Source organism: Streptococcus sp. HMSC034B03 (genome assembly GCF_001838575.1).
GTDB classification, from domain to species: domain Bacteria; phylum Bacillota; class Bacilli; order Lactobacillales; family Streptococcaceae; genus Streptococcus; species Streptococcus anginosus.
Genome location: NZ_KV837621.1, coordinates 43,315 through 58,012 on the forward strand (window position 1 = coordinate 43,315; position 14,698 = coordinate 58,012).

The 14,698-nt window shown below is 39.0% G+C and carries 13 protein-coding genes; all 13 read right to left on the reverse strand.

Annotated elements, in window-relative coordinates; genetic code table 11:
• Positions 1-13: 13 nt before the first annotated feature.
• The 13 genes from HMPREF2634_RS01720 to ruvB all read right to left on the reverse strand — a co-directional run bounded on the left by HMPREF2634_RS01720 (position 14) and on the right by ruvB (position 14,697).
• Positions 14-661 carry a DUF624 domain-containing protein gene (locus tag HMPREF2634_RS01720; protein WP_003027233.1) on the reverse strand — a complete coding sequence of 216 codons (648 nt, stop codon included), beginning with the start codon at positions 659-661 and terminating at the stop codon, positions 14-16.
• 24 nt (positions 662-685) lie between these two features.
• Entirely contained in the window at positions 686-1,138 is a 453-nt protein-coding gene (locus HMPREF2634_RS01725; RefSeq protein ID WP_003071168.1) for a NanQ anomerase/TabA/YiaL family protein, read from the reverse strand.
• Positions 1,139-1,151: 13 nt separating this feature from the next.
• Positions 1,152-1,982 (reverse strand): carbohydrate ABC transporter permease, encoded by an 831-nt coding sequence (locus tag HMPREF2634_RS01730; protein WP_020997532.1) that lies wholly within the window; start codon positions 1,980-1,982, stop codon positions 1,152-1,154.
• Between the two features lie 16 nt (positions 1,983-1,998).
• Positions 1,999-2,886: a carbohydrate ABC transporter permease gene (locus HMPREF2634_RS01735; protein ID WP_021001175.1), complete on the reverse strand. Its 888-nt coding sequence runs from the start codon at positions 2,884-2,886 to the stop codon at positions 1,999-2,001.
• Positions 2,887-2,997: 111 nt separating this feature from the next.
• Positions 2,998-4,323, reverse strand: coding sequence for an ABC transporter substrate-binding protein (locus tag HMPREF2634_RS01740; RefSeq protein ID WP_021001174.1), 1,326 nt, complete (start codon positions 4,321-4,323; stop codon positions 2,998-3,000).
• A gap of 46 nt (positions 4,324-4,369) precedes the next feature.
• Positions 4,370-5,074 carry an N-acetylmannosamine-6-phosphate 2-epimerase gene (locus HMPREF2634_RS01745; RefSeq protein ID WP_021001173.1) on the reverse strand — a complete coding sequence of 235 codons (705 nt, stop codon included), beginning with the start codon at positions 5,072-5,074 and terminating at the stop codon, positions 4,370-4,372.
• A 587-nt stretch (positions 5,075-5,661) separates the two neighbouring features.
• Complete coding sequence (locus HMPREF2634_RS01750) at positions 5,662-6,810, reverse strand: iron-containing alcohol dehydrogenase (protein ID WP_021001172.1); 1,149 nt, start codon at positions 6,808-6,810, stop codon at positions 5,662-5,664.
• Between the two features lie 428 nt (positions 6,811-7,238).
• The gene (gene adhE / locus HMPREF2634_RS01755) at positions 7,239-9,890 is read right to left on the reverse strand and encodes a bifunctional acetaldehyde-CoA/alcohol dehydrogenase (RefSeq protein WP_021001171.1); all 2,652 of its coding nucleotides are present in this window, start codon (positions 9,888-9,890) and stop codon (positions 7,239-7,241) included.
• 348 nt (positions 9,891-10,238) lie between these two features.
• Positions 10,239-12,056 carry an acyltransferase family protein gene (locus HMPREF2634_RS01760; protein WP_021001170.1) on the reverse strand — a complete coding sequence of 606 codons (1,818 nt, stop codon included), beginning with the start codon at positions 12,054-12,056 and terminating at the stop codon, positions 10,239-10,241.
• Positions 12,046-12,459, reverse strand: a complete 414-nt coding sequence (locus HMPREF2634_RS01765) for an MORN repeat-containing protein (protein WP_003027219.1) — start codon at positions 12,457-12,459, stop codon at positions 12,046-12,048. Before HMPREF2634_RS01765 ends, HMPREF2634_RS01760 begins: the two co-directional genes overlap by 11 nt.
• A 7-nt stretch (positions 12,460-12,466) precedes the next feature.
• Entirely contained in the window at positions 12,467-12,895 is a 429-nt protein-coding gene (locus tag HMPREF2634_RS01770) for a low molecular weight protein-tyrosine-phosphatase (RefSeq protein ID WP_003027217.1), read from the reverse strand.
• A gap of 238 nt (positions 12,896-13,133) precedes the next feature.
• Positions 13,134-13,697: a nucleotidyltransferase family protein gene (locus tag HMPREF2634_RS01775; protein WP_021001169.1), complete on the reverse strand. Its 564-nt coding sequence runs from the start codon at positions 13,695-13,697 to the stop codon at positions 13,134-13,136.
• A 1-nt stretch (position 13,698) separates the two neighbouring features.
• Positions 13,699-14,697 carry a Holliday junction branch migration DNA helicase RuvB gene (gene ruvB / locus HMPREF2634_RS01780; protein ID WP_021001168.1) on the reverse strand — a complete coding sequence of 333 codons (999 nt, stop codon included), beginning with the start codon at positions 14,695-14,697 and terminating at the stop codon, positions 13,699-13,701.
• Position 14,698 lies beyond the last annotated feature (1 nt).

Here is a 14,698-nt window from a genome sequence, read left to right on the forward strand (position 1 = left end):
AAGTTAATTGGTTTTATCGTTTATATTTATTAAAAATAGTTTCCATAATAGGCAATTGCAAAAATCCTAAGGCTGCAAAGCCAACTAATACAAAAAGAGTAAAGCCCAGTAGCAATACAAATCCTGAACTAGAGAGGAAAAAGACAATTACAGCTAATAAGGCTATCATCAAAAAGAACCACGGGAAATGCAAACTCACCATGATCAGTCCCGTTTGTAATAGATCTTTTACCGTCATTTCAAACTTAGCTGCCAAAGGATAGATGCATAAAAACAGCAAACTAGTAAAAATGATGACACCGATACAAGTTGCTTTTAACATTTGAAACAGCATTGTTTCCTGCTTCCAAAAAAGCACGAGGTCAAATAGACTGATTCCTACAAGTAGCAGTTCTAGCAAACCAAGTTTGAAACCGACTTTCCAATTTTTTCTAAATGCTTGCATGTACATCGCTGTGACTTTTACGCGACGCGCACCCTTGATTTCAAACAAAGTTTCATACAAGCTAATTTTGGCAATACCAATCGTAACAAATGGTAGACAAGACAGCAGAAAAAGAAGATTGACTGTCACTAAATCAAGAATTTTTTCACAAATTCTCATGAATAAATTATCCGTATTAAAAATAGATTTCACTAACTGAGAGCTTTTGTTCTCCATGCTCAATCTCCTTTATTTTTCTAGTTAGTCAAATAGCACTTTTACCACGCATTTCTTGACCGTCAACCCCTTGCCAGCAAAACCATTTGGGTGATGAGCTTCTTCTGGTAAAAACGCCACAAAATTCCGATGATCCAAAACTAGCGGATAGACTTGGTTGCAAGTGTTAAAACCAATATCTTTCTCTGCATCATAAACGTTGCGAAGTTCCGTTTGCTCATAGCCATACTGGATTATTTCTCGCCCTTCCAAGAGAAAATGCAAATCCAAATAACGATGATGAAATTCAAATTCATCATTCTCTTCTTGATTAAGCTCATTTTCCTGCACAAAGAAGAAAACTTTGTCTCCATTAATCTCATACCGTCCTAATTCATAATTGCTTAAATCGTGAGTTAGGAGATAATCAATGGCACAATCTAAATGATTATGGATACCTTTGTAATGGGCGAGATTTTCCAATTCATCGAAAATCATTCGTTCTCCCTCCTTATCCTTTCACAGCTCCCATGGTAATACCTTGTGTGAAGGATTTTTGGAAGACAAGAAAGACGGTTACAATCGGAACAGCTGCCATCGCAGCACCAGCCATAATCAAACCATAATTCGTTGCCATTTCAGCTTGCATCGTTGCCACTCCAAGTGAAATCGTTAGATTCTGCCGCGATGTCAGCATGACCAATTGCATAAAGTAATCATTCCATGTGTTGATAAAGGTAAAAATGGCAAGGGCAGCAAAACCTGGTTTTACAATTGGAAAAGCTACATTCCAAAAAGTCCGAATTTCACCACAGCCATCAATCTTAGCAGATTCCAACAATTCCGTTGGGATATTTTCACTAAATTGCTTCATGAGGAAAACCCCAAAAGGCCAACCGACAAGAGGCAAAATAACTGCAGCTAGTGTATCATGAATTCCCATAAAGTTGACAATACGGACCAAAGGAACCAGTACTACTTGTTTAGGCAGAGCCATAGCAGCGATAAAAGTTGCAAAAAGAATCCGCTGCCCATAGAAACGTTTTTTAGCCAGAACATAACCCGCTAAGGCAGAAGTAATGCAGACCAAAAACATGGTCGCTAGCGAGATAAACACACTATTCCACATCCATTGCAGGGCTGGGTTTTGCACCATCAGCTGTTGGAAATTTTCTAATGTTGGCATCTTAGGCCACCATTGAGGTGGAATGACAATCGTATCTGGCTGCGATTTGAAAGCTCCTGTCAAAATCCAATAGAAAGGAAAAACAAAGAGAACGGTCAACACCAAGAGAATAATCGTTGAAATTACCGTAAAGGCACTCATTTTTTTCTGTTTCATCTTGTCTCTCCTTTCTTTAATATTCGACGTCATTTCCAAGAATCTTGAATTGGGCAAAGCTAATCAAAGCAATCATGACAGCTAAAAATACTCCCATGGTATTAGCATAACCATATTCAGATAACTTGAAGGCTTTTTCATACAGGTAATACATCAATGTACTGGTTGAATAGTTTGGCCCTCCGGATGTCAACAGCTGAATCAAGGCAAAACATTGGAAGGAATTGATTGTTGTAATGATTGCAATATACAGAGTTGTTGGCAAAAGACTTGGCCATTTAATCTTCCAGAAAACTTGCAGCTCTGTCGCTCCATCAACACGCGCAGCTTCCACCAATGAATTGTCAATATTTCCCATAGCAGCAATATAGAGAATAATAGGCTGTCCGACAGAAGTTGTCAGCAAAATCACAATAATCGCCATCAACGCCCAATGCTTATCACCCAGCCAAGAAATATTCTGATTGATGACATGACCCGACTTCAGGACGAAATTCAAAATCCCTGACAGTGGGTCGTAAATCCATTTCCATACAACCGTTACAGCTACACTCCCTGTTACCACCGGCAGGAAGAAGACGAATCGGTAGAAAGAGCGCGCAATCGCATTCTGACTATAGGTTTGTGACGCTACAAACAAAGAGAACAACACAACAATTGGTACCGAACCAATAACGATAATCACTGTATTAATGAGAGATTTAATAAAGACTGGATCTTTAAACATTCGTGAGTAATTATCCAATCCAACGAATGAAAAGGAAGTCATAGAATAATTAAAGAAACTCGTTACAAATCCCATCACCATCGGCGCTAATACAAAGACAATAAAGAATAATAGAACTGGTGCTAAAAAGGCATAGGATACCAAGGTTTCTCTCATTCTTATTTTATTCACTTTCACATTCAACACCTCATTTAGCTAGAGGAGATACTGACCTCCTCTTTTTGATAAAAAATTCCCTTTTCCTATTTTATGAAACCAACAACAGAAAAAGGGAAATCGTTACATTATTTATTTTTTACTTTTTTTAATGGTTTCATTTGCTTTTTCTGTAAAGGTCTTCAAAGCAGATTCAACTTTTTCATCGCCATTTGAAACAGATTGCAACATTGGGAACCAGAGCGTTCTCATTTCTGCAAATCCATCAATCGTGTTGTAATATGGTGAATAATATTTTGTCCAAGTGCTGATTGTTTCCATCCGTTTGTCATTATACAATTTTCCAAATGAGGAACGGACTGGGAAGGCACCTGTACGAACAACATTTTTTGGCCCCCACTTTTTATCATCCGCAATAAATTTGACAAACTTTTTAGCAGCTTCCACTTTCTTTTTGTCTTTATTGTTAAAGATGCCAAAGCCATTTACAAGGTATTCCAAAGCTGGTTTGCCATTGTCTGACGGGAATGGTACTTCAACAACTTCAACGCCACTTGCCTTCAGCAATTTTGCTTGGATACCATTTTGTGAAGGTGCCCATAAAACGGTATAAGACGTTTGACCATTCGCAAAGTTTTGAATATCTGCCCCACCATCGAATTGAGAGCCATTTGTCATCAAACCATCTTTAATCCAGCTCACTGCTTTGTTCAAACCTTTGACAAAGTTTGGACTGTCCGTTGTATATTTTGTCACCTTATCATCTGTTACAGAACCACCATAAAGATTTGAAATGAAAGCACGTGTACCTTGGTCACCACCTTGACCATTACTGAAGAGTGAGCCAGGAGTATACCCTTTAGCTTTCAATGCTTTTAATACTTTTTCAAAGTCAGCAGTTGTCCAGCCCTCTTTAACAAGGTCTAACACACCAGCTTCTTTCAGCATTTTCTTGTTCAATGCCATGTAAAATGGCGCAGAGCTAATTGGATACATATAGGCTTTGTCACCAGCTTTGCTGGCCTGAATGATTTGATTGTTATTGACATCTTTGACAAAATCATTTGTAAAGAGATCGTTCAATTCTGCCAATTTACCATTTTTACCATATTGAATAATCCGGCCCGGTGCGTCAAAGAGGACATCTGGTGCTGTTCCTGCTTCAATCGCCGTTGTGATTTTTTCTGGACCAGATTTGAAATCAATTGTTTCTAGTTTCACTTTAATATCTGGATTGGCTTTTTCAAATGCTTTAATAATTTCTTTTTCATAAGTTCCAACACCATCGTTTGCTTTTTCTTGCGTGAAGACTGGGAAAGCCCACCAAGTAATCTCTGTCTTACCAGAAGAATTACCTGAATCAGCCGACTTGTTTGAACCACCTGAATTTCCACATGCTGCTAACGATAAAATAGCAGCTCCTGCAACTAACGAACAAAGTATTTTCTTCATCCTCATATTGTTTCTCCTTTTGTTTTATCCTTCTATACGGATAGAGTTGTTCCTACTTTTCACTTACTGCTGCAACAAAACGCTCTGTAATTTCTTTTGGACGCGTAATGGCACCACCTACTACAATTCCTCTAACACCTAAGTCATGAATCGTTTTGGCTTCACTCGGATAATGGATTTTTCCTTCCGCGATGACATCCAAACCTGCATCACATAAATTTTTTACTAATTCAAAATCCGGTCCCTCGCATTGCAGACTATAAGAGGTGTACCCTGACAAAGTTGTACCTACAAAGTCCACACCTGCTTCTGCTGCAGCCACACCCTCTTCAAAGGTGCTCACATCTGCCATGAGCAATTGATGAGGATATTTTTCCTTCACTTGCTTGATAAAATCCGCAATCTTTAAACCGTCAAAACGTTCCCGATTTGTACAATCAAAAGCAATTACTTCAATATCCAGAGCTGCTAGTTCATCAATTTCTCGCATCGTTGCGGTAATAAACGGCTCTTGAGGTGGATAATCTCGCTTGATAATGCCGATGATTGGCAGCGAAGTAACCTCTTTAATTTCCTTAATATCCCGAACACTATTAGCTCGAATGCCAACAGCTCCTCCTTGTTCAGCCGCTTTTACCAAAAGGGGAATAACCCCACCTGCTTCAGTATATAGCGGTTCGTGTGGCAAGGCTTGACAGGAAACAATGATGCCATCTTTTATTTTGGCAATCAGCTCGTCTTTTGTCATTTGTGCCATAGACAGCCTTCTCCTTTGCTATTGTAGATCGATTTTTAAAGCGCCTTCAATCTCACGATGTTATTATAACTATTTTTTAAAGCGCTTTCAACAATATCTGAGATTTTGGTTCTAATTTCTGATAATACTCACTTTTCTCTTAAATCTTGAAAGTAGTTTCAGAGAGATAATCATTTTAACATGATACTATCATTATCGCACATTGCCTCTGAGGCACGCAAAAGACTACATCTCTGCGAGCGCTATCTACCACATCATCACAAGCTTTCCCCCAAGAATTTTCCAGAATGGAGACCCTATAATAGAATTAGCAAGGGTGAATGCTTTTTTCAGGAGCATCATCCAGAGTTGCTTTTGAATAAAATTTCTCAGTGCTGGTGTTCTTTTCGGTATTGTCCTGGCGTCCGTCTAAACATCTTCTCCTATCTACACGTATGCCAATTTACGAGGTAGCACAAAGTGTTGGATTTTCAAATAAAACTTACTTTTATGACAAATGTCGTACCTATTTTGGACATTCCCAAAAATGAACGTAAATAAGCTACCGAAAATTTCATCGGTAGCTTATTTTTATGACAAATCAGCACTTAAAACAATTCTTTGTAAAGAGCAATCGTTTCTTCTAAGGTTGGCATAAATGGATTTCCTGGTGCACAAGCATCAATGAGTGCATTTTTAGAAAGGTATTCAAAGTCAAATTCTTCTTTAATGTCCAGTTCTGTCAATTTTTTCGGAATGCCCACAATTGCTGATAATTTTTCAATTTCAGAAATGGCATAATCAGCGCATTCTTTATCACTTTTGCCTTCCGTATGGAGACCAAGAGCTTTTGCAACATTTCGGAATGCTTCTGGCACACGTTTTGCATTTTCACGCTCTACAACCGGTAAAAGCATGGCACAACAAACACCGTGAGGAAGATTGTAAACTGCTCCAAGTTGATGAGCCATAGAATGTACATAACCTAGCCCAGCATTATTAAAGGCCATACCACCTAGGAAAATCGCATTAACCATCGCTTCGCGTGCTTCAATGTCATGGCCATTTTCAACAGCACGTGGCAAAAATTCTTTAATTAACTCAATTGCACCAATAGATAATTTTTTCGTTACATTGTATGCACCTGGTGTTACCAAAGCTTCAACCGCATGTGTAAGGGCATCCATACCTGTTGCAGCCGTCAAAGCTTTTGGTTTTGAAATCATCAATTCTGGATCATTTACTGACAGGAGTGCAAGGCTATTCTTATCAACCATAACCATTTTCACTTTACGCTCTTCATCAGTAATAACATAGTTAATCGTGATTTCAGCTGATGTTCCTGCTGTCGTATTGATTGCTACAACCGGCAAGCCTTTTTCCTTTGATTTGTGAACACCTTCGTAATCTTGCGGACGCCCACCATTCGTTGCAAGAATTGAAATACTACTTGCAGCATCTTGCGGCGAACCACCACCAAGTGAAATAATAAAATCACAATTATTATCTCGCAAAACAGCTAAACCATCTTCAACATTTTTAACAGTTGGATTTGGCTCAACATCACTAAAAACGACATACTCAATGCCTTCCTTATCAAGTGGTGCAGTTACCTTAGGTAAAATGTCACTACTTGCAATATAATGGTCTGTCACCAAGAGAGCTTTCTTATACCCCAACTCTTTGATATGACCACCTATTTCATTAATCACACCACAACCAATAAGATTAACTGATGGAACATAAAATACTGACATTATATTTCCTCCTTATTTTTTATAAATATCATCTATTTTAGAAACCGCTTACACGACTATATTATAACACTCATAATGCTTTTTGCAACATCAACTTTTCATTATTTTAGTATCAAATTTACAGATTCAAAACTTATCAGTCTATTCTGATATTTTAGGGCAAAGAGAAGTATAAGATTTTCTGTATCCACAATGACATCGTCCATATCAAATACCAACAATTGAAACATGACCGCCCTCCTTTTTTCACAACTAGTTTACAGGAAAACGCATACAATATCAAGCAAGAGAAAGGACACTCTCTCCAAATAGAAAAATCTCCCTACAAAAGCAGGGAGATGGTGACTGATAAACTGTTTTATGTCTAAAAATCTGAATACATTGTCTGTACAATGACGAACGATTCAAATTAGAACAAACTTTACTGTCTATTTACGACGTCCTGGACGTTCTGCATAGCCATAGTAGGCATCAGCCATAATTTCTTCCATGTCAGTAACTATTGGCAAGCGTGGATTTGCTGGTGAACATTGATCTTCATAAGCAAGAACGGCAATATCATGTAAGCTATCTTTCCAAGTTTTTTCATCAATACCTTGATCTTTAAAGTTCATCTTGATACCAACCGCTACACCAAGGTCATAAACAGCTTTGGCATACGCTTCAACCGCTTCTTCTGGTGTTGAGCAAGGAAGACCTAGCATACGAGCAATATCTTGGAATTTTTCATCAGCTTTCCAGTAGTTGTACTTAGGCCATGTTGTAGTTTTAGATGGACGAGTTCCATTGTAACGGATAACATAAGGAAGTAAAATAGCATTTGTACGTCCGTGAATGGTGTGGTGAACAGCACCAATCTTATGCGCCATTGAGTGACTCATTCCAAGGAAGGCATTTGCAAAGGCCATACCAGCCATTGTAGAGGCATTATGCATCTTTTCACGGGCTTCTGGGTCAGCCGTTTTTACAGATTTTTCCAAGTATTTGAAGACTAACTTGATGGTTTGAAGAGCAATACCATCTGTATAGTCATTGGCAAAGTTAGAAGTATAAGCTTCAGTTGCGTGTGTCAAGACATCCATACCTGTGTCAGCAGCAATAAATGCTGGAACAGATTCTACCAAAGCAGGGTCAACAATTGCAATGGTTGGTGTCAAAGCGTAGTCAGTGATTGGGTATTTCCGGTTGTTTGCCTTGTCAGAGATAACTGCAAACGGTGTTACTTCTGAACCTGTACCAGATGTTGTTGGAATACCAATATACTGTGCTTTCTTACCAAGTGATGGGAATTTGAAGGCACGTTTGCGGATATCCATGAATTTTTGAACGAGGTCACCGAAGTCAACGTCTGGCTGTTCATAGAACATCCACATACCTTTAGCCGCATCCATTGGTGAGCCACCACCAAGGGCAATGATAGTATCTGGTTCAAACGAGCGCATTACTTCAACACCACGACGAACTGTTGTGATATCTGGATCTGGTTCAACATCTGAGAAGACTTGAATCGTGACTTTGTTTTTACGAAGATTCAATTGGTCAATCACACGTTGTACAAAACCGAGTTTTTCAATTGATTTATCGGTAACAATCATGACACGTTCGATACCTTCGCAAGTTTGAAGGTATTGGATTGAGTTACGTTCGAAGTAGATTTTTGAAGGAACTTTAAACCATTGCATATTATTTCTACGTTTTCCTACTTTCTTGATGTTAAGAAGGTTGATAGCTGATACGTTATCACCAACTGAGTTGTGTCCGTATGAACCACATCCAAGTGTTAATGATGGAATGAAGGCGTTGTATACATCACCGATACCACCAAAAGTAGATGGAGAGTTCCAGATAATACGCATTGCCTTTATTTCCGTACCGAAACGTTTTGCAAGAGCTTCATCTTTTGTATGGATAGCAGCTGAGTGTCCTAGACCATTAAATTCAACCATTTGACGAGCTTTTTTAAGTCCATCTTCAGTATCTTCAGCTTTCAAAACTGCAATAACAGGTGATAATTTTTCACGAGTCAATGGTTCTTTAATTCCAACTTCTGCACATTCAGCGGCCAAGATATTCGTACCTTCTGGTACTTTGAATCCTGCTTGCTCAGCAATCCACGTAGCTGGTTTACCAACAATATTTGGGTTCAATTTTGCACCAGCGCAGTTCTTGCTGTTAGCTTTTGCACCAAAACAGAATTCTTCCAAAAGCGCTTTTTCTTTCTTGTTGACAAAGTAAGTATGGTAAGATTTGAATTCTTCTACAAATTCATCATAGATTTCTTTATCAATGATCACGGCTTGCTCAGATGCACAGACCATACCATTATCAAATGATTTGGACATCACGATATCATGTGCTGCTTGGCGGATATTTGCTGATTTTTCAACGTAAGCTGGAACGTTACCAGCACCAACTCCAAGAGCAGGTTTGCCGCATGAATAAGCAGCTTTTACCATGGCGTTCCCACCAGTCGCAAGGATTGTTGCAATCCCTTCGTGGTTCATCAAAGCTGTTGTTGCTTCCATAGATGGCTGTGTAATCCATTGAACACAGTTTTCAGGTGCACCTGCTGCAATCGCTGCATCACGTACGATTTGTGCCGCATGAGCAGAAGATTCTTGAGCAGATGGGTGGAAAGCAAAGATAATTGGATTACGCGTTTTCAACGAAATCAATGATTTAAAAATCGCTGTTGAAGTTGGGTTGGTCGTTGGAGTGATTCCGCAGATTACTCCGACCGGTTCAGCAATTTTCGTTAAACCTGTAATAGGATCATCTTCAATCACACCAACAGTTTTAACACCACGCATATTGTTAACAACATGTTCGCAGGCAAAAAGGTTTTTTGTTGCTTTGTCTTCAAAGACGCCGCGACCTGTTTCTTTAACAGCATGTTCTGCTAAGATACCATGTGCATCAAGAGCAGCAACTGAAGCTTTTGCAACAATGTAGTCTACTTGTTCTTGATTTAATTTTCTCATTTCTTCCAGAGCAACTAGCCCTTTTTGAACGAGTTCGTCAACATGCTTTTCAGCAGCTAACTTTTTTTCTTCGGGAGTTAATGTTTTTTTATCAGCCATGTGTTCCTCCAATGGTTTTTAGGATTTTTATAAACCCTTTGTTAAATTTTTCACAAGATTATTATACCTTATTTTTTTTCTCTTGTAAACAGTTTCATGCAAACTTCACAAACTTTTTCTTTTATATTGTGAATTTATTTCAAAACATGAGTTTTCTATTATATTTAAAAACATTGTTTGTGAAGTTTAAAACTTAAAATTATATATTTCACATACTTGAGCCAAGGTTTTATGGGCGAAAAAATTGTGTAAAAAAGCTCTTTTTGCTGCGTATTTGCTCTGTACTGTCTTTTGATAGTACAAAAAGGTCATGAATCGCAATGCAATCCATGACTTCTACTTTCTTTATTATTTCTTAACGGTTCCTTTTTTCGTTGCTTCATCAATCGTTTGTTTGACTGTTTGAGCATAGAGTTCTCCGCCTTTGGTAATCGTTGTTGTTTCTGAGCCAAAATGCACATAGTCTGTGCCGTACCAAATTTCAGGATGTTCAATAGCTGTTTGATACCAATCTGCCACAAAGACATAATCGTATTTTTTCGCCAATTCCAATTCATACTGACGTGTTTTGACTGCCAAGCTAGAAGCGTTATGTGCTGTCCGACCATCATACGGCGTCACTAAAACCAAACGATGTCCTTTTGGTAATTTCTCAATAAATTGATTGAGCAAACTTTCGTAGTTATCAACCGTATTAGTTCCTAAAGCTAAGACCACTGTCTCCAGAAGTACTTTGTTTGAAATATCAGTTTGATAGACTTGCAAGCCCGATTCTAAGTTTCGACTGACTGCTGCATCCACTTGAATTTCCGGCATAGCCTGCTTGAGCCATTCACTTGCTCGCAAAGCTACCGAATCTCCGATAACTGTCGTACCCTTTGCTACGTTGTATTGACTGGCACTCACATTATCAGCTTGGGTACGAGTAATCTGCATTTTACTGTCAGCTTGATTTAACCCATTGACGAGCAAATTTTCCTCAAAAGCACCAATTTTCGGAGCAGTCACGATAATGACAAAAGAAACCAGTATTAATGGAATCAAACTATAAAATACAGGCGTTGTGATTTGCTTAATGTCCATCTTCAAGCCAAATACTCTTGGCTCTCTACCCGCTAATGTCGGCTCTAACAGATAGAAAGAGAAAGCCGCCAAAGCAAAGGAAAGCACGGTGGTCAATAGAACTGCCCATCCATTGCCCATCAATTGGGAAAAGATGATGTAAAACGGCCAATGGAACAAATACACGCCATAGCTCGTATCTGCAATAAATGTGATAACGGGCGGCTCATCAACATGCGGTGTCTTCTCATGAAGCACACGCGTTGCCAAAATCATCACGACTGAAAATACCGTTGCCAAAAGGAAACCAAACAGATAAGTCAATAAATTATCAAATCTCAGGAGGAATGTTAATAACAGCAAAGCTGCAAAACTACCACCAAGTAGATAAAAGGTATTTTTCAAATCAAGCGCCTGCTCCATTTTACGAAAAGGTGCTCCCAAATCACTCACACCCGAAAGTGTCGCTAAAATACTTCCTGCAAAAAACGGGAAGATATGCGTGAAACTTGAAAAGTAAATCACAGAAAAGTTTGAAGAGAAGAAGCTTCTGACAAACATAGAGAGAAAACTAATCAAGAATAAAGCAGATGATAAAAGAAAGATAATCCCTCGAAATTGCCCAATGGTTTTACTTTTCTTAGCTAAATACCATGTTGCTAAGCCCCATAAAATATAGTAGTGCATTTCCAACGCCAAGCTCCATGTGTGCACAAAGAGATGTTGGATAAATTGACTCTCGTAATTTCCACCAGACAAAATTTCATAAAAATTTGTCACAAAGCCGAGTGCAGCAGCGATTTGCGTCCCAATACCAGCCACAAAATCCTTCCGAATCAACAGGGTAAAGGGCATGACAATCAAAATCATAAAGACAAGCGGTGGCACAATCCGATAAAAGCGACGTCTCAAGAATCCTTTAACATCAATGTCTTTGTCTCTGGCAAATTCATCAATTAAAAGAGACGTAATCAAAAAGCCTGAGAAAGTGAAGAAAATATCCACACCAATAAACCCGCCAGGAAAAGCTTTCTGGAAGAAATGATAGAGCAGAACTAGGAGTAACCCTGTAATCCTCACTAATGAAAACCATTTAATGCGCATTTTGATAAATCCCCTGTTTAAACTTTCCCTTGTAGACAACATTATTTTCTGTTGTTAATTTACCTTGCCCCTCAGGCTGTCCATTCACAAAGTTGCCTTCGTACTTCCAGCCAGCTTTAGCTGTAAAGGTTCCTTGCCCATTAAACATTCCATTTTTAAAATGCCCTTTATAGACATCGCCATTTTTAAAAGTCAAGGTTCCTTGTCCACTCATTTTCCCACGAACAAGGCTACCATTGTACTTGATTGCTCCTTTATCCAACGTCAATGCCCCTTGACTTGGAATCCCTGATGTAAAGGCAACAATCGCTGATATGACAATAACTGTTACTGTTAGCAACTCTAAATTATGCCTTGTAAGATAAATTTTATATTTTTCGTAAAATGCTTTTAGTGTATCCATTTTTTACTTAATCTTCGTTCTTCATCTGCTCCAGCCACTTTTGACAACCTTCCAATACAAGCTGATAGGTTTCATCAAAATCTCCTGTGTACCACGGATCTGGCACACTTTTCTCTTCAAATTGGAAAATTTTACTAGCATATTGCTTTGGCGCCATTTTCTTTAAATCCTGAAGATTGGATTGGTCCATTCCGATAATATAATCAAAACGTTCAAAGTCCTGTATTGATATTTGCTGCGAGGTCTTACCTTTATCATAAGGAATGGCATATTTCCTGAAAATTGCCTGCGTTCCAGAGTGAATTGGATTCCCATGTTCCCAATCCGAAGTCGCACGACTTTCAACATAAACTTCATCTGTCAAATCTTTCATCACAAATTCTGCCATTGGACTGCGACAGATATTTCCCAGGCAAACAAACACAATTTTTTTCATAGCATAGACCTCTTTACTATTATAACAAAATCTATAAAAATAGGGATTTTAACCCTTGAGATTTTTTCAATTCTTTATAAATCTCAAAAAAGCCGCCGATTGGGCGACTCTTATAGGGAGATTATTATGAAAAAGAAAAGTTTTTAGGAGTTCAAGTTAAGTTCTTCTCAACTTGTAATTATAGTATACCGATTCTGACTTAAATTTTTCTTAAAGATTTTACTATTTTTGAGAAATTTTAAAGAAATTCAATTTGAAGATTGTTCCACTTCTTCTGCCAATCTTTTTTCTGCATTCTCATATTATAGAGCTGTCTCCTATCTGCATCTTCTAGGAAATGCGGAGTCGGCTGAACACGAAAATGGAGAATGTCGTCTAAGCCATAAGGCGCAAAGAGTTCCAGCTGTCTATTATCCAACAAACGTAAACCCACAGCTGTACAGCGCTCTGGATATTTACTCATGGCATCTTGCGAGCTAATATAAGATTGGGTATTTGGACTGTGGATATGCATATAGACTTGATTCTTGACTTCCCAATGGTAATGTGGAAATTCTCGCTTGAGCCGATTTTCAATGTTGAGTGTTTCCTCATAAGAAACATCTGGGTCAAAGAAAATCACATCCACATCCGTCTCTGTATCAAAGCCGGGCTTGTCCGACAGGATATTCCAGATGAAATTTCGCACCGAACCAGCACAAAGCCAGCTGTTTTTCAATTGCAAGTCATAGATAATCTGTAAGATAGTCATCATATCTCGGTCTGATGAAAACGCATGTAAAATCTCTTTTTCGGACAGCATGTTATTTCTCCAAATATTCATAACCCAAATGCTCGTAAGCTTTACGAGTTGCCACGCGCCCTGTTCGAGTTCGCATAACAAATCCTTTCTGGATCAAATAAGGCTCATACATGTCTTCTACCGTTTCCTGCTCTTCTGCGATATTGACAGACAGAGTCCCCAGACCAACTGGCCCGCCGCCATAAACCTCAATCATGGTCTTGAGAATCTTCTGATCCACATAATCTAAGCCTTCTTGATCCACATCCAGCATCGTCAGCGCTTGATCAGTAATTTGGTCATCAATCAGCCCGTCACCCATAATCTGAGCAAAATCTCGTACGCGTTTAAGAAGTCGATTGGCAATCCGAGGCGTGCCTCGGCTACGCAGTGCTAATTCTTCAGCTGCTTCATGAGTGATGTCCATTTCAAAGATTTCTGCCGTTCGCTCCACAATCTCGGTCAAATCTGCTTCTGCATAATATTCCATGTGACCAGTAATGCCAAAACGAGCCCGTAAAGGATTGGACAACATACCAGCTCGGGTCGTTGCTCCAATCAAGGTAAACGGTGGCAAGTCCAAGTGAACACTACGACTGGTCTCGCCAGAGCCAATCATAATATCAATGTAAAAGTCCTCCATAGCGCTATAGAGCACCTCTTCAACAGACATAGGCAAGCGGTGAATCTCATCAATAAAGAGAACATCTCCCGGCTCCAAATCGTTCAAGATTGCCACCAAATCGCCTGCTTTTTCGATGACCGGACCAGAAGTTTGCTTGAGATTAACTCCTAGCTCATTGGCGATGACAAAAGCCATAGTGGTCTTTCCCAACCCTGGAGGTCCAAAAAGCAACGTGTGATCTAGTGCTTCATCTCGCAGTTTAGCTGCCTCAATGAAAATTTTCAGTTGATTTTTGACCTTGTCTTGACCGATGTATTCTTGTAAATACTGGGGACGCAATGTGCGCTCTACGAGCTCCTCGTCTCCCATCAATTCATTATCCAAAATTCTACTCATA

Coding starts and splice junctions, on each gene's coding strand:
- HMPREF2634_RS01720 (WP_003027233.1), bottom strand. CDS start 661: ATGGAGAACAAAAGCTCTCAGTTAGTGAAATCTATTTTTAATACGGAT.
- HMPREF2634_RS01725 (WP_003071168.1), bottom strand. CDS start 1,138: ATGATTTTCGATGAATTGGAAAATCTCGCCCATTACAAAGGTATCCAT.
- HMPREF2634_RS01730 (WP_020997532.1), bottom strand. CDS start 1,982: ATGAAACAGAAAAAAATGAGTGCCTTTACGGTAATTTCAACGATTATT.
- HMPREF2634_RS01740 (WP_021001174.1), bottom strand. CDS start 4,323: ATGAGGATGAAGAAAATACTTTGTTCGTTAGTTGCAGGAGCTGCTATT.
- HMPREF2634_RS01745 (WP_021001173.1), bottom strand. CDS start 5,074: ATGGCACAAATGACAAAAGACGAGCTGATTGCCAAAATAAAAGATGGC.
- HMPREF2634_RS01750 (WP_021001172.1), bottom strand. CDS start 6,810: ATGTCAGTATTTTATGTTCCATCAGTTAATCTTATTGGTTGTGGTGTG.
- adhE (WP_021001171.1), bottom strand. CDS start 9,890: ATGGCTGATAAAAAAACATTAACTCCCGAAGAAAAAAAGTTAGCTGCT.
- HMPREF2634_RS01760 (WP_021001170.1), bottom strand. CDS start 12,056: ATGCGCATTAAATGGTTTTCATTAGTGAGGATTACAGGGTTACTCCTA.
- HMPREF2634_RS01765 (WP_003027219.1), bottom strand. CDS start 12,459: ATGGATACACTAAAAGCATTTTACGAAAAATATAAAATTTATCTTACA.
- HMPREF2634_RS01770 (WP_003027217.1), bottom strand. CDS start 12,895: ATGAAAAAAATTGTGTTTGTTTGCCTGGGAAATATCTGTCGCAGTCCA.
- HMPREF2634_RS01775 (WP_021001169.1), bottom strand. CDS start 13,697: ATGCTGTCCGAAAAAGAGATTTTACATGCGTTTTCATCAGACCGAGAT.
- ruvB (WP_021001168.1), bottom strand. CDS start 14,697: ATGAGTAGAATTTTGGATAATGAATTGATGGGAGACGAGGAGCTCGTA.